This window comes from Pantoea sp. USHLN298, from assembly GCF_037149395.1.
In the GTDB taxonomy this organism is placed as follows: domain Bacteria; phylum Pseudomonadota; class Gammaproteobacteria; order Enterobacterales; family Enterobacteriaceae; genus Pantoea; species Pantoea astica.
This window is the reverse complement of record NZ_JBBCRO010000001.1, coordinates 251,327-265,989: the sequence shown is the minus strand read 5'-3', so window position 1 is coordinate 265,989 and position 14,663 is coordinate 251,327. Positions and strand designations below refer to the sequence as shown.

General features: G+C 58.8%; 12 protein-coding genes. 6 read left to right on the top strand and 6 right to left on the bottom strand.

The genetic code is table 11. The features are described 5' to 3' along the window. Window positions 1-119 precede the first annotated feature (119 nt). Complete coding sequence (locus WFK59_RS01355; protein ID WP_293001418.1) at window positions 120-1,268, top strand: iron-containing alcohol dehydrogenase; 1,149 nt, start codon at window positions 120-122, stop codon at window positions 1,266-1,268. Between the two features lie 56 nt (window positions 1,269-1,324). Here WFK59_RS01355 and WFK59_RS01350 read toward each other — a convergent pair whose 3' ends face one another. The 3 genes from WFK59_RS01350 to WFK59_RS01340 form a co-directional block, all read right to left on the bottom strand. Next, window positions 1,325-2,161, bottom strand: a complete 837-nt coding sequence (locus WFK59_RS01350) for a Cof-type HAD-IIB family hydrolase (RefSeq protein WP_336754853.1) — start codon at window positions 2,159-2,161, stop codon at window positions 1,325-1,327. 128 nt (window positions 2,162-2,289) lie between these two features. Continuing rightward, a complete protein-coding gene (locus WFK59_RS01345; protein ID WP_336754852.1) occupies window positions 2,290-2,757 on the bottom strand; it encodes an RcnB family protein in 468 nt (155 codons plus the stop codon). Window positions 2,758-3,067: 310 nt separating this feature from the next. Next, entirely contained in the window at window positions 3,068-4,165 is a 1,098-nt protein-coding gene (locus tag WFK59_RS01340) for an ABC transporter substrate-binding protein (protein WP_336754851.1), read from the bottom strand. A gap of 113 nt (window positions 4,166-4,278) precedes the next feature. On the opposite strand from WFK59_RS01340, the gene WFK59_RS01335 reads away from it, so the two are divergent. Further along, entirely contained in the window at window positions 4,279-4,788 is a 510-nt protein-coding gene (locus tag WFK59_RS01335) for a DUF523 domain-containing protein (RefSeq protein WP_336754850.1), read from the top strand. A 23-nt stretch (window positions 4,789-4,811) separates the two neighbouring features. On the opposite strand, the gene WFK59_RS01330 is transcribed toward WFK59_RS01335, so the two are convergent. After that, entirely contained in the window at window positions 4,812-6,101 is a 1,290-nt protein-coding gene (locus tag WFK59_RS01330) for an HAAAP family serine/threonine permease (RefSeq protein WP_336754849.1), read from the bottom strand. Between the two features lie 374 nt (window positions 6,102-6,475). Here WFK59_RS01330 and WFK59_RS01325 point away from each other — a divergent pair, with 374 nt between their 5' ends. Both WFK59_RS01325 and WFK59_RS01320 read left to right on the top strand, forming a co-directional pair. Then, a complete protein-coding gene (locus WFK59_RS01325; RefSeq protein ID WP_233984949.1) occupies window positions 6,476-7,000 on the top strand; it encodes a hypothetical protein in 525 nt (174 codons plus the stop codon). 203 nt (window positions 7,001-7,203) lie between these two features. After that, entirely contained in the window at window positions 7,204-8,397 is a 1,194-nt protein-coding gene (locus WFK59_RS01320; protein WP_233984950.1) for a zinc-dependent alcohol dehydrogenase, read from the top strand. A gap of 51 nt (window positions 8,398-8,448) precedes the next feature. Here the strand turns inward: WFK59_RS01320 and WFK59_RS01315 are convergent, their stop codons facing one another. Continuing rightward, window positions 8,449-8,661 carry a hypothetical protein gene (locus tag WFK59_RS01315; RefSeq protein WP_336754848.1) on the bottom strand — a complete coding sequence of 71 codons (213 nt, stop codon included), beginning with the start codon at window positions 8,659-8,661 and terminating at the stop codon, window positions 8,449-8,451. 206 nt (window positions 8,662-8,867) lie between these two features. Between WFK59_RS01315 and WFK59_RS01310 the strand changes: the two genes are divergently transcribed. Continuing rightward, on the top strand, window positions 8,868-9,578 hold the full coding sequence (locus WFK59_RS01310; RefSeq protein ID WP_233984952.1) for a GNAT family N-acetyltransferase: 711 nt from the start codon (window positions 8,868-8,870) through the stop codon (window positions 9,576-9,578). Between the two features lie 12 nt (window positions 9,579-9,590). Here the strand turns inward: WFK59_RS01310 and WFK59_RS01305 are convergent, their stop codons facing one another. Continuing rightward, entirely contained in the window at window positions 9,591-10,283 is a 693-nt protein-coding gene (locus WFK59_RS01305; protein ID WP_336754847.1) for a DUF421 domain-containing protein, read from the bottom strand. Between the two features lie 613 nt (window positions 10,284-10,896). Here WFK59_RS01305 and WFK59_RS01300 point away from each other — a divergent pair. Then, entirely contained in the window at window positions 10,897-14,661 is a 3,765-nt protein-coding gene (locus tag WFK59_RS01300) for an FAD-dependent oxidoreductase (protein ID WP_336754846.1), read from the top strand. Window positions 14,662-14,663 lie beyond the last annotated feature (2 nt).

The following is a 14,663-nucleotide window of genomic DNA, read 5'->3' as shown; positions in this document are numbered from 1 at the left end:
ATTTCTGTTTTGCGAAGGTGATCAACTTTTTGCAAATGCGTTATCAGAAAGATTGCCAGCGCAGGCGGCGCGCTTTTCGTTACACTCAGATTTTAGCGAAAATGTAAAAGGATGCGCTGGTGAGTGAGAATCTGAGTGAGCTGTACGGTAATCAACGAACCCTGTCTGGACGCGGCAGTCTGGATAAGCTGGTGCCGATGCTGGCGGCGGAGTCGCTGCCCACCCTGCTGTTTTGCGGACAATCGTTTTTGCAGGGACCGGCCTATGACCGCCTGAAAGCAGAGCTTAATCAGCAGATTATTGGCTACGAAATTGTCAGTCATGAAGCCTCACCCGCAGAGATTGATGGCTGGGTCGCGCGCTGGCGTGGGCATGTTGACCGCGTGGTGGCGATTGGCGGCGGCAGCGTGCTGGATGCTGCTAAAGCCTTCAGTGCGATGATGCAGCATCCGCTGCCGACCGCGCGTTATCTGGAGAAAGTGGGCGACACGCCGGTGCAGCCGGTGACGCTGCCGCTGATTGCGGTGCCGACCACCGCCGGTACCGGCAGTGAAGTAACGCAAAATGCGGTGGTCACCGATCAGCGCGATATCCAGGTCAAAGCCTCGCTGCGCCATCCGGTCTTTGTGCCGCAGGTGGCGATTCTCGATCCCGATCTGCTGAAAGGCGCTCCCGATCATGTACTGGCGACCTGCGGCATTGATGCCTTCACCCATCTGTTTGAGGCCTGGCTTTCAGGCAAAGGCAATCTGTTTACCCGCCAGCTGGCGCTGACCGGCCTGCGCCAGTTTGTTCAGGCCTGGCCGGATCTCAACCGGCATGATGCCGAAGGCGATCGGGCACGCGAGGCGATGATGATGGCCTCCTGGCTGGGCGGCGTCAGTCTGAGCAGCGCCGGGCTGGGCGTTATTCATGGGATTGCCGGTGAACTGGGGGCGATCAAACCGTTTCACCACGGTGAAGTGTGCGGACGCCTGCTGTTTCCGTTCCTCGACCAGCTGGCCGACAGCCACCATCCGCAGCAGCGCGCCTTGATGGATGAGCTGCATCCGCAGCTGTTCAGCGAGCCGACCGATTCACCGGCACGCTTCCTGAAGCAGTGGCTGCAACAGCGGGCGATTACCCCGTTCTGGCGCGATGGCCCCACCCTGACCACGGCAGAAGCCGAATGGGTGCTGGCGCGCGCCAACAGTAAAAATTCGCTGGTGAATTACAGTCGCGAACAGATGCACGCCATGCTTGCAGAGGCGTGGACGCTCACCGACTGATCCATGCAAAGGGATTAGCTGCTCCGCAGCCGCAGCCAGGCGCGACCGGCTGCGCGTCAGCCCGCCGGAGAAGCGAACGGCCCCTCGCCTGCCAGCATCTGCTCAATCACCTGTAACACCCCTTGCTGATTGTTGGCAGGCGCAAGATAGCGGGCCGCCTGTTTAACCCGATCCGGCGCGTTGGCCATGGCAAAGCTGAAGCCCGATTGTTTCAGCATCTCCAGATCGTTGCCGCCATCGCCAAACGCCAGCACCTGGTCGTGGCTGATCCCCCAGCGCTGCGCCAGCAGATTCAGGCCGTTAGCTTTGTGATGACCCGGCACAATCAGGTCAACGGAGCCGTGTCCGCTGGACGTCGCCGCCACCTTGCCCTGATGCAGATGTTCGATATCCGCCATCAGCGGTTCGATGTAGTCATCTGACAGATTCAGCGCGAATTTGAACAGCCGATCGTCGCCCGTCTCATCCAGCTGGTGAATCGGCCTGAGGCGGTGACAGTAGTGCCGCATCTTAACCAGCCAGCTCTCTTCCATGCCATCAAAGTAATAAGCACTGTTACGTCCACACAGCAGATAACGCAGGCCGGGATAGTGACCGTTTTGCAGGGTGTCGATCACCGCTTCCACATCGCGACGTTCAAAGGCACCGCAGAACAGCTCTTCATCACGATCGATAATCCACGCGCCGTTCTCCGCCACAAAGGCGATGTCGCAGGCGATCTCCGGGAAAAATGATTTGAGCTGGTAATACTGATTGCCGCTGGCGACGACAAATTTAATGTCACGGGCGGTGAGCTGCTGATAGCAGGCAAGAAAGCGGGATCGATTGTACTGCTTCTGGTCATCCAGAAAGGTGCCATCCATATCTACCGCAACCATCTTAACCGTCGTCATCATGACTCCTTACACGCGAAGGTTTTCTGAGTGGACTGTCAGGATAGCTGCTGGCGCGGCAAAACGGAAAGAGTGACGGACGGCGATTGCCATCCGTCACACCCTGGTCGGGAGCTGAGTTCGGTGACTTAGTGCAGCGCGCTACTCAGGATCAGCGAGGTAATAATGCCGGTCGCGGCCGCAATCAGCACATAGTTACCGTCAATGTAGGCCCAGTGTTCGCCACGAGGCGGTTCACGTAAGCCCCGGTCGTGCCAGTCGTTGATGCGATAGCGATCGCCGCGATATTCCGACGGGATCGCATGACCGCGGCGGAAATCGTGACCGTTCCAGGCAAAGTGATCGCGGTCATCGCGCCGGCCATCGTTGTGCCGGTCGTTATTATGTCGGTCATTATCGGCACGATCGTGCCCCCTGCCGTTGTCGTGACCGTTGCCCCGACCTTGTCCCTGACCATGATTGTCAGCGTGCGATTGACCGCCCTGCTGCCAGCGCTGACCATGATCGTCGCCCGGGCCATCCGCCAGTGCGGTGTGAGAAAACAGGGTGCTGCATGCAAAAAGTGAAGCGATAAGTGTTAACGTTGTTTTTTTCATGGTACTGCCTCCGAAGAAACGGCTATTCAGGCACCGTTGAGCATCATAGTGGCAATAATATGACGCATCAGCATCAGTAAAAGTCTTAAAAAACGGTAACTTACATACTATTACGCTTACTTATCGCTTTCTTAACAGTAACCCGATTTTGCTCCATTTTTGCCAGACGCCTTATTAACCCGAACAGCGTAACGAGCAGGCCGAAACCCAATGGCGGGATGGCGGCCAGCGGCGAAACCCGATCGCCGCTGACGGCTTCAGGCCCGGCAATAATCAGGGCATCGGCCGATGCGCTCTCTATCGCGCCGGATCAGGGCGTACTGAGAATGATTGGCGAATCCGGTAGCCGGGTAAAGTGGCTGACCAGGTAATGATAATCAGCGGTGGGATCAACATCGCTGAAGGTCTGCGGATAGAGATCTTTTGCCAGAATTTCCATGCCGATAATGTTGTACGGATGGTTATAGAAATGGTGATAGAGACCGTAGACCCGCTGTTGCTTCACCGGGGCGATCTGCGCCAGGCCGGTACGGCTCAGCAGGCGATTAAAAGTCGCGGTAATTTCAGCCTGAGTCGCCCCATAACCAAACGGCAGTACGTTGCTGTTGGGCCGTTTTGAGCCGGTCATGATGTAGACATCCGGCTTCATGGCGATGATTTTTTCCAGTGAGACAAAGCCTGAACTGCCTGGCAGCAGCGCCGAGCCAATATTTTTGCCACCTACCGCTTCCACCAGCGCGCCCCAGCCGTTATGGCCGTGGGTAAAACAACAGTTATCGCTGTTACCGGCTATCGGCTCGATAAATACTGTCGGCTTGTGCTGCACCTGCGCCACGCCCTGCTGAATCCGCTGCCAGCGCTGCTGGTAAAAATCGATATAGGCTTTAGCCTCGGCTTCGCGGTTCAGCACTTTACCCAGCAGCGTGATACCCGGCACCGTATTCTGCTTCGGCTTCAGCTCATCGTCGATGAACAGCACCGGGATATGCAGATTTTTTAAGGTCGCCAGTACACCCGACTGGGTCAGCGCCGGTTTCGCGCGCAGCTGCGCAATCATCAGATCGGGCTGCTTCGCCAGAACGCTCTCCAGATCGACCTGGCCCTGGTCATTAAAGCCCATATCAACGATTGACGTCGCTTCTGGCCAGCGTTGCTTCAGCAGATCCCAGGTCTGGGTATCCTGTTTTTTCGGCAGGTTATTCCACGCCACCACCCGCTGAAACGGATTTTGCCGGTCGAGTAACGCCAGCGCCAGAATGTCGCGACCATCCTGCAAAATCAGATGCTGCGGCTCTTTTTGCAGCGTGATGGTTTGCCCATCCAGATCGGTCACCGTGACCGGATAGGTGGTGGCCGCACAGGCGGTTGACAGCAACAATGTGGTGGCGGCAAGCAGCCTGGTTTTCATTTTCTCAGCACCCGATTAAGGAATAATAATTATTCGCGTTAACTCTAACATGCTAATAAGTAACAAAAGTAAACCATTGCTGAATAAATACGTCAGCCGGGAGGCCGATGAACATGCAGGATCGTCGCGCGAGGATATTGATTAGCGCTTGCCTGATGGGGTTTCGGGTGCGCTACAACGGCAGTGACAAAAAATGGGTGCTGGCCGCGCTGGCACAGTGGCAGCGTGAACAGCGGCTGGTGGTTCACTGCCCTGAACTGGCCGCCGGTTTGCCGACGCCACGCCTGCCGGCGGAGATTGTCGGCGGCAGCGGTGCCGATGTGCTGGCGGGACGAGCCCGTGTGGTGGAGTCTGACGGGCGTGATGTGACCCGGATTTATCTGCTCGCCGCAAATCTGGCACTCGAAACTGCACAGCAGGCCGGATGCCGCTACGCCCTGCTCAGCGATGGCAGCCCGACCTGCGGCAGTCAGGGCATTTATGACGGTCGCTTTAGCGGTCAACGGCGGCGCGGCGCGGGCGTTGCCGCCGCCCTGTTACGTCAGCACGGCATTGCCGTTTTTGCCGAACAGCAGGCGGACGAACTGCTGGCCCATATCCGCCGTATGGAAGCAGCAGATTGATAACTGGCCTACGCGGGTACCGCTCAGTGCGCCAGTGAGTAGAAGATCGCAGAGATAGCAATCAGGCCGGTCAGCACCACAAATAGGTTGCTGATTTTGCCACTGTACTGACGCATCGCCGGGACTTTCTGAATCGCGTACATCGGCATCAGGAACAGGATCATCGCAATCACCGGGCCGCCGAGCGTCTCAATCATCCCAAGAATGTTGGGATCGAGCGTAGCCACCAGCCAGGTCGTCAGCAGCATAAACAGGGAGGTCAGGCGGTTCAGCCGGGCAGGCGCCATCTGTTTACCGCGGCTGCGCAGCGCTTTATTCACCATGCCGTTAAAGCCTTCCCGCGCGCCAAGATAGTGGCCGAGGAACGATTTGGTGATCGCCACAATCGCAATGATCGGCCCCAGCCAGGCGATAACCGGCACCTGAAAATGGTTCGCCAGATAGGAGAGGATGGTGATGTTTTGCGCCTTCGCCGCGTGCAGATCGGCGGGCGACAGGCTCAGCACGCAGCTGAAGACAAAAAACATCACCGTTATCACCATCAGCAGGTGGGCGCAGGCCAGAATACGTGAACACTTTTTCTGTGCCGCGTCGCCATACTCTTCACGTTTCGCCAGCGCAAATGACGAGATGATCGGCGAGTGGTTAAAAGAGAACACCATCACCGGAATTGCCAGCCACAGCGTCATCCATAAACCGTTTCCGCTGGGCGTTGCGCTGCTCAGCGTCGTCAGCGCGGCACCGTGCCAGTGCGGGATCAGATAGCAGGCCATCAGCATCAGGACCGCGACAAACGGATAGACCAGCACGCTCATCGCTTTAACGATCATCTGCTCACCGAAACGCACAATGGTCATCAGGCCGACAATCAGCAGCAGCGACAGCAGCACGCGCGGCGGTGGTACCAGTCCGAGCTGATTGACCATCAGGCTCTCCACCGTATTGGTAATCGCCACGCTGTACATCAGCAGAATCGGGTAGATAGCGAAGAAATAGAGCAGCGTAATCAGCTTACCGGCGCCAGAGCCAAAGTGCTCTTCCACCACGTCGGTGATGTCGCCAGCCGGATTTTTACCGGAAAGCACAAAGCGCGTCAGGGCGCGGTGGGCAAAGAAGGTCAGCGGAAAGGCGAGGATCGCCATAATGATCAGCGGAATCAGTCCCCCGACGCCAGCATTGATCGGCAGGAACAGCACACCCGCGCCAATCGCGGTGCCGTATAAGCCCAGCATCCACATCGTATCGGTTTTACGCCATGCCGTATCAGCGTCACGTTCAAGCGCGCCCAGCGTGCTCGTTTGCGTGGTTTTCATCTGCTATTCCCTGTTAAAAGCCGCCGGTTATCTGACAGCCAGAACGGAAAGTGTTGCAGCGTCCGCTCCGGGCCAGACATCACTGCGTCAGCCGCATCGGCAGGTGGTATTCCGATCCGCTGGCGCAAAGGTAATCGATTGCGTGCGCCTCTTTTTACACTACCTGACGATAAAAGTTCAAGTTATGCGGCTTACTGCGCATACATCGCTGAAAAAACCGTCAGGTTGTGCGCAACGACCATAGCCGATGATGCCATTTTTCAGCCTGTTTTGCCGCACTGACGTCAGGTCATCGGCGCGATGATTGCGTCAGACGGGCTACGCTTTAGCTATGCTTCAGGCGTTACGCTGACGCTATGACACAGGAGAAGAGAATGAAAATTGCCTGCCTTGGATGGGGATCGCTGATCTGGAAATCAGGGGCGCTGCCGGTTGCCAGCCCCTGGCACTGCGATGGTCCAGCGGTGCCGATTGAGTTTGTCCGCATCAGCGAAGGCGGTGAACTGGCGACGGCCATCTGCCTGAATGCCACGCCGGTCCCGGTGCTGTGGGCCTGGCTGAATACCGCCTCACTGGAGACCGCCTGTGGCGCGCTGCGTGAGCGGGAAGGCATTCCGGAAAGCCGCGACGATGGGCTGGGTATACTGACGGTGACGGAGACGGCGGTGGGACCGCTGGCGGACTGGGCGCGTGCCAGAGGCATTGAAGGGCTGATTTGGACCGCCTTGCCCGCCTGCATCGACGGAACAGAAGGTCGCATTCCTACCCTGGATGAGGCGCTGGATTATCTGCAGCGGCTGGAAGGTGAAACACGTAAGCATGCGCGACGCTACATCGAACAGGTTCCGCCACAAATCGATACCGTTTACCGGCGCGCCTTCAGCACCCTGCCTGACTGAGTACGCGCCTCCTGCTGGCGGCAGGCGTGCCCAGACCTCATTAACGGCTTAACGCCGCCCGTCTGCCCCACCGCTCTGCTTACTGTCCGGATGCTGGCTACACTTCAGACAGGTTTCGATTTCAGGTTCCCTGAGTCTGCCCCCGCTTTGTCGCGGCGAGTCTTTTTTCATGCCGCATACACTCATCAGCAGGAGTTGAACAGATGAAAGCATTAACCTATCACGGTCCGCATAAAGTCAGCGTGGATAACGTCCCCGATCCGGGTCTGGAAGCTGACGATGACATCATTCTGCGCGTCACCGCCACCGCGATTTGCGGCTCGGACCTGCATCTCTACCGTGGCAAGATCCCCGGTACCGGTCATGGCGATATCTTCGGTCATGAATTTATGGGTGAAGTAGTGGAAGCCGGTAGCGCCGTTACGGCCGTCGCCAAAGGCGATCGGGTCGTCATTCCGTTTGTTATCGCCTGTGGCGACTGTTTCTTCTGCCATCTGCATCAGTATGCCGCCTGTGAAACCACCAACAGCGGTCGCGGTGCCATCCTTAACCGTAAAAACATAACGCCGCCCGCTGCGCTGTTTGGCTACAGCAAACTCTATGGCGGCGTGCCGGGCGGACAGGCGGAATATGTCCGGGTGCCGAAAGCCAATACCGGCCCGTTCAAAGTACCGTCGCTGTTATCCGATGAGAAAGTGCTGTTCCTCTCCGATATCCTGCCCACCGCCTGGCAGGCGGTTAAAAATGCTGAAGTGAAACCGGGCTCCAGCGTTGCCATTTTTGGTGCCGGACCGGTGGGATTACTCAGCGCCGCCTGTGCCCGCCTGGAGGGCGCGGAACAGATCTACATGATCGATCATAACGATTATCGCCTGAACTTTGCCCGCGATCGCTACGGCGTGATTCCGATCAACTTTGATCAGATCAACGACCCGGCGGGCTGGATTATCGAACACAGCGCAGGTCATCGGGGAGTGGATGCGGTGATCGATGCGGTGGGATTCGAAGCCAAAGGCAGCCTGACGGAAACCGTGCTCAGCAACCTCAAGCTGGAAGGCAGCAGCGGCAAGGCGCTGCGTCAGTGTATTGCCGCGGTGCGGCGTGGCGGCATCGTCAGCGTGCCGGGCGTCTACGCCGGATTTATCCACGGCTTCCTGTTCGGCGATGCGTTTGATAAAGGGCTGACCTTTAAGATGGGCCAGACCCACGTTCACGCCTACCTGCCGGATCTGCTTAAACTGATCGAACAGGGTCATCTGAAACCGGAAGAGATTGTCACTCATCACCTGCCGCTGGAAGATGCGGCGCGCGGCTATGAAATCTTTGAGAAGCGCCAGGAAGATTGCCGCAAAGTGATTCTGGTACCCGGCATGACCGCCACTCAGGCCACGCTGTAACCCACCTGCCCGGTGTCACCGGCTCCCTTTTCAGCCGGCAGCACCGGGCGACTATAACAGCCACGGCTTGCGCTGCAGGCTGACGCGCGGTGACCGTGGCTCCTGCAGATGTTCATCCGGCGTATCGGCGGTATCCGCCAGATTCCCCTGCTCCAGTAACCGTGCGCTGCGTGAATGGGGATGACTTTCACCGATCACCTGTTGTGAAAAAGCGCCGAACGATAACAATAAAAACAGCAACGCGCTGGCCAGCCTGATACTCATCGGTGACTCCTGGAGGGGGAAGAAGGTCGCTATGCTGCCCGAATCTGTTTGATTTTCTGTCAGTGGCAGGCAAAGTTATGTGGTGAGCGGGAACAAGCCGCTACCGGTTTAAGCGCCGTTAAAACAGCCGTTCAGGCCTGAAGGGTATCGGTCCGGCTTGCAGCTACCTCCCTTTCTGACGCCCCTTTTGCCGCAGGAGAACGCCGTTGAACCCCTATCACGATAATCAGCCGGTCGGTAACGCGCTGCCCGACTGGCAGCCGGTCACCATCCCGCCTCGCCAGCCGCTGCCGGGCCAGCATGGCAGCCTGCTGCCACTGCATCAGGACCATGCGGAATGCCTGTTGCAGGCTTTTATGCTGGCCCCGGACGATCGGGACTGGAGCTGGCTGGGCGCTGAGCGTCCGGCTTCGCTGGCGCAGATGCAGCAGTGGATCGCAGAAAAGGTAGCCGATACCGGTCTGGTGCCCTATGCGGTCTGCAACCGCCAGCAGCAGCCGCTGGGCGTGGTCTGCTTTGCCAGTATTGAAACCCGCAACGGTGCGATAGAAATCGGACACGTTACCTGGTCGCCCCTGATGCAGCGCAGCGCTCTGGGCAGTGAAGCGATTTTTTTGCTGCTGCAACAGGCCTTTTCGCTCGGCTACCGTCGGGTCGCCTGGCGCTGTGACTCAACCAACCTCGCCTCACGACGGGCGGCCGAACGACTGGGTTTTCGCTTTGAGGCGCGCTTTCGTCAGGCCATGACGCGTAAACAACGCAACCGGGATACCGACTGGCTCTCGGTCATTGACCCTGAATGGCCTGACATCCGGCGCGCCCTGAGCGACTGGCTGGCCGCCGACAACTTCACCCCCGACGGCCAGCAAATTCGTCCGCTCAGCGCCTGTTTCGCAGGAACTCACCCGCTGCCCTGACGTGACGCGCGGTCAGTGCAGGCGGCGGGTTTTCAGCGCTGCGGACCAGCGCTGTCGCTGGCAACGCGGGCAGACAGCCTGCTGCTGACCCGCAATCTGCTGCGTCTGGCCGCAGTGGGTACAGGCGTAAAGCCCGCTGTGCGGCACGGTGTCGAAATCCTGACGGTGTTCGGGCGGTAACACGCTTAAACCGGCGCGCATCTCATCATCGTCGTAGAAGTAAATACTCAGCTGACCATCCACCTCCACCAGCGCCAGCCGGATCTGCCCCAGGTGCTCGACCCCACTCTGTCGCAGCTCCATATAGAACTCATCCTCCGAAATGTTCAGATGATCGAGGCTCTCCAGCACGTATAAACCCTGTTTGATCAGCGTAATCACCTCTCCCTGAATCAGTCGCGAAAAGCGCGGGCTGCGCGCCGTCAGCATGGTGGTCAGCCGGTAGAGCGTCAGCAACACCACAAACACCATGATCACCGGCAGGACCGGCACGTCGTCATAGAAGGTCACATCGCCCGAAGCGGAACCCAGCGTCAGAATCACCACCAGTTCAAACAGCGATAGCTGACGCACACCGCGCCGGCCTGAGACTTTTAAAAAGGTGAAGACCACCAGATAGGCGATCATCACCCGTGCCACCACCTCCAACAGAAAAGTGGCCGGTTGATCGTTGAGTAAAAAGCGGTGCCAGTCGAAAGAGAACATATCCTGTGAAACATCCTGTCAGTGAAAAAGAGCCGCGACCCGCTGATCGGTCAATTAACGGCCTGCCGATCGAGGCCAGTGATTAATTAATCTTGCTGGCGCTGGATGAAAAGGCAAGCGAAGCAGCAACCCGCAGGCCGCGAAGTCTGCCCGGTTTGCATCTCATGGAAAAGGTTCACAAAGCTGAAAAGCCTGTGGTTCTGGTCACGTTTCGCTTATCGTCAGCCGCAAAACGCTGATGCTTAAATTTTCCTGATTTATAGCGGCTACATTCTGCCGCTGTGCTTTTTCTTTTTACTTCAATACATTGCGAAGAGTCTCACCTTACCTATACTTTCCAGTAAGGCTTCCACAAGGTTCAGTAACTCTACGAGAAGCCAGAACTTTTTCTCCTGCCGATAGCGCTGCGTGCTTCCACCCGCTATCTCTCACTCGTCGTCAATGCGACAGGACTCTGCGCCTGCGGCTCAGTGTCGGTTGCTTTTGGCAAGGATTGCCCGCCCGTTCAGAGTGGCATCATCGGCCAGTCTGCTTTGCATACCTGTACCCCAACCTGACCCGTCCGCGGACGGCCTGTCAGCGGGCGAACTGTTGCTGTTTTATGGGAGATGCCATGACCCCCTTTATCAGTTTCTGGCAGGCCGGCTATGAAGGTGCCGATCACGTTAATCCCGCCGGTGTTGCGCTGTCGATGAATGCGCTCAATCAACACCAGGCGCGTGCAGCAGAGGATTACGCCGCGCTGGCGCCCTTTGCTATCCGCACCGTACGCGAAAGTGCGGGCTGGCGTTTGTGCGAACGGCATGGCCGCTATGACTTTTCAGACGTGGCTGCCCGGATGCAGGCGGCGCAGCAGCAGGGCATCCAGATCAGCTGGACCTTCTGCCACTACGGCTGGCCCGACGGTGTCAGCCTGTTTGATCGCGACTTTGTCAGCCGTTTCGCCGCCTTCTGCGGTGCGCTGGCACAGTTTCTGGCCCCGTGGTATCGCACCGCGCCGGTCTATTCGCCAATGAATGAAATCTCTTTTCTCAGCTGGGGCATTTCGGTTGGCCTATTTGCCGCTGGCGACTGTACGGCAGCGGATCGGGCCGATGCAGCCAAACGGCAGCTGGTGCGCGCCACGCTGGCGGCCTGCGAAGCCATCTGGCAGGCCGATCCGCGGGCGCGCCTGTTGCATTGCGATCCGCTGATCCACATCGTTGCCGATCCTGCCGATCCCAGCAGCGCGGAGACCGCCGCGCGGATGCGCGAAACCCAGTATCAGGCGTGGGACATGCTGAGCGGCAGGCTGTATCCCGAACTCGGCGGGGCTGCGCGCTATCTCGACCTGATCGGCGTGAATTACTACCACGACAACCAGTGGGAACAGGGCTCGAATCGGCGCCTTTACTGGCATCTGGGCGATCCCCGCCGTGTGCCGCTGCATCAGCTGTTGCAGCAGGTTTATCAGCGCTATCAGCGCCCGCTGCTGCTGGCAGAAACCAGCCATGTCGGCAGCGGACGCGGCGCCTGGATCAGCCAGATCGCCGCCGAAGTAGCGCAGGCGCAGCTGGCGGCTGTCGATCTGCTCGGCATCTGCCTCTATCCGATCCTCGATCGCCCGCTGTGGGAGGAGCCAGCCTTCTGGACCCGCAGCGGCTTATGGGATCTCGATCGGCTCGGTCCCGATCCTTACGCCCGTCAGTTACAGCAACCTTATGCCCACGCATTACACCAGGCGCAGCAAACCCTGCAACATATCCAGCAATCACAACGGCATCGTCAGGAGCCCACTATGAACCCACCCGTACTCATTGTTTTCAGTCATTTACGTTGGGGATTTGTTTTTCAGCGCCCGCAGCAGTTGCTGACGCGCCTGGCGCAGCACTATCGGGTGCTGTTTGTCGAGGAGCCGGTCTGGCAAGCCGGGCCGCCAGGGCTGCATCAGAGCCAGCCGGCCGCCAATATTACGGTGATCCAGCCGCATACGGAAATTCAGGCTGCGGGCTTTCACGACAGCCAGATTGCGCCGCTGCAACTGCTGCTGGCGCCCTTGCTGGAAGAAGATGAACAGCCGCTGGTCTGGTTTTATACGCCGATGGCGCTGCCGCTGCTGACGCCGTTTAATCCGGCGCTGGTGATTTATGACTGCATGGATGAACTTTCTGCCTTTCACAATGCGCCGCGCCAGCTACAGCAGCGTGAATCCGCGCTGATGACCCGCGCCGATCTGGTGCTGACCGGCGGCTCCAGTCTGTATGAAGCCAAACGCGATAAACATCCGCAGGTGTACTGCTTCCCAAGCAGCGTGGATGCGGTCCACTTCGAGCAGGCGCGCGATCGCAGCAACCGTCATCCGTTGCAGGATACGATTCCTGCGCAGCGCCTCGGGTATTACGGCGTGCTGGATGAGCGCATCGATTTGCCGCTGATCGCCGCGCTGGCTGACTCGCATCCCGACTGGCAGATTGTTATGGTCGGTCCGGTGGTGAAAATCGATCCGGCCAGCCTGCCGCAGCGCGACAATATTCACTGGCTCGGCCAGCAGCCCTATCAGGCGCTGCCACAGTTTCTTGCCGGCTGGGATGTCTGTCTGATGCCCTTCGCCCTCAACGCCTCGACCCGCTACATTTCACCCACCAAAGTGCTGGAATACATGGCCGCGCAGCTGCCGATTGTCAGTACCGCCATCATCGATGTCGCCCGCCATTATGCCGATGAGGTGGCGGTCGCCGGCGATCATCAGCAGTTCATCGCCGCCTGTGAACGGGCCATCGCGCTGAGTGCGGCCGACCGGCTGACGCTGGCTGGCAAAATGCAGGCAAAAGTCGATGCCACTTCGTGGGACCGCACGGCAGAGCAGGTCGATCAGCTGATCCAGCAGGCGTTAAGCCGCAAGCAGTCCCTCACCACGCCCGCCGCATCGCTGGCAGAGCCGCAGGCCAACGTCAGCGCATTAACCCCGGCGATGCTGGAGAGCGAGGCGGTTCCCTGCCTGATTATCGGTGCCGGTCCGACCGGCCTGAGCGCCGGTTATCACTATGGCGAAGGCGCGGTACTGCTGGAAAAAAATGCCACGCCCGGTGGCTGGTGCCGATCGGTTGAAGATCAGGGGTTCACCTTCGATTACGCCGGTCACATTATGTTTTCGCAGGACCCGTATGTGCTGCAGCTGTATGAGATGTTGCTGGGCGACAACCTGCACTGGCAGGCGCGTGAAGCCTGGGTCTATACCGACGGCGTTTTTACCCGCTATCCGTTCCAGTCAGCGCTGCATGGTCTGCCGATTGAGGTGGTGAAGGAGTGCGTGCTGGGCGCGATTGAAGCCCGTTACGGCGAAAGCGCGCCGGTCACCGTGCCGCTGGAGCGGGCACGTCAGCGACGAGACTGCTGCGCCGACGGTGCGCTGCCTGATGAGGGCAACAGCGTTGGCGAGGTGCAGGAGGAAGAGGATTTCCAGCACTTTATCCTGCGCACCTGGGGCAAAGGCATCGCACGTCACTTCGCCCTGCCCTATAACCAGAAGCTGTGGAAAGTGCCGCTGACAGAGATGGAAACCTCGTGGCTCGGTGGCCGGGTACCGCTGCCGGATCTGGCGCAGATTATTGATGGCGCGCTGCAGCCGCTGGCGAAACCGGTCGGTCCCAATGCCCGCTTTGGCTATCCGCTGCGTGGCGGCTTCCAGGCGTTGATGTCCGGATTTCTGCCGCATCTCAAATGCCAGCTTGAAACCGGGGCACGCCTGATTCGTCTTCATCCGCAGGCGCATGTTGCGCTGCTGGCCGACGGACGCTACTACCGTTATCAGCAACTCATCAGCACCATGCCGCTGCCGGAACTGATTAAACTGATGGGCGATGAGGTACCGGAAAACGTGCAGCAGGCGGCACAGCAGCTGCAGTTTGTTTCGGTACGCTGCGTTAATCTGGGGATTGGCCGCGCTGACCTGACCGAAAAACACTGGATCTACTATCCCGGTGATACGCTGTTTCATCGCATTTTCGTCCAGGGCAATGCCAGCCCGCACTGCAATCCGCCGGGCGGTTTCGGCTTAACCTGCGAGATCACCTACAATGCCGCCAACCCGCTTCCGCTGGAGGGCGAAGCGCTGATTGAGCGCTGCCGTCAGGACTGCATCCGGGTCGGGATGATCCGCGCTGACGATCCGCTGCTCTGCGCGTCGCAGGTTGATATGCCCTACGCCTATGTGGTCTATGACCATGCGCGCAGCCGCAACGTAGCGCTGATCCGGCAGTGGCTGCTGACCCAGGATGTCCATCTCTCCGGCCGTTACAGCGAGTGGGAGTATTACAATTCCGATCACGCCTTCCTCGCCGGTAAACGCGCGGCGGAAAATGTCAGGATGCAGCACGTCAGCCAGCGCACGCGGGTCTGACC

Excerpts from the sequence above, each read along its gene's own strand:
- WFK59_RS01340 (WP_336754851.1), bottom strand. The coding sequence starts at position 4,165 with ATGAAAACCAGGCTGCTTGCCGCCACCACATTGTTGCTGTCAACCGCC.
- WFK59_RS01305 (WP_336754847.1), bottom strand. The coding sequence starts at position 10,283 with ATGTTCTCTTTCGACTGGCACCGCTTTTTACTCAACGATCAACCGGCC.
- WFK59_RS01300 (WP_336754846.1), top strand. The coding sequence starts at position 10,897 with ATGACCCCCTTTATCAGTTTCTGGCAGGCCGGCTATGAAGGTGCCGAT.
- WFK59_RS01335 (WP_336754850.1), top strand. The coding sequence starts at position 4,279 with ATGCAGGATCGTCGCGCGAGGATATTGATTAGCGCTTGCCTGATGGGG.
- WFK59_RS01325 (WP_233984949.1), top strand. The coding sequence starts at position 6,476 with ATGAAAATTGCCTGCCTTGGATGGGGATCGCTGATCTGGAAATCAGGG.
- WFK59_RS01330 (WP_336754849.1), bottom strand. The coding sequence starts at position 6,101 with ATGAAAACCACGCAAACGAGCACGCTGGGCGCGCTTGAACGTGACGCT.
- WFK59_RS01345 (WP_336754852.1), bottom strand. The coding sequence starts at position 2,757 with ATGAAAAAAACAACGTTAACACTTATCGCTTCACTTTTTGCATGCAGC.
- WFK59_RS01350 (WP_336754853.1), bottom strand. The coding sequence starts at position 2,161 with ATGACGACGGTTAAGATGGTTGCGGTAGATATGGATGGCACCTTTCTG.
- WFK59_RS01315 (WP_336754848.1), bottom strand. The coding sequence starts at position 8,661 with ATGAGTATCAGGCTGGCCAGCGCGTTGCTGTTTTTATTGTTATCGTTC.
- WFK59_RS01320 (WP_233984950.1), top strand. The coding sequence starts at position 7,204 with ATGAAAGCATTAACCTATCACGGTCCGCATAAAGTCAGCGTGGATAAC.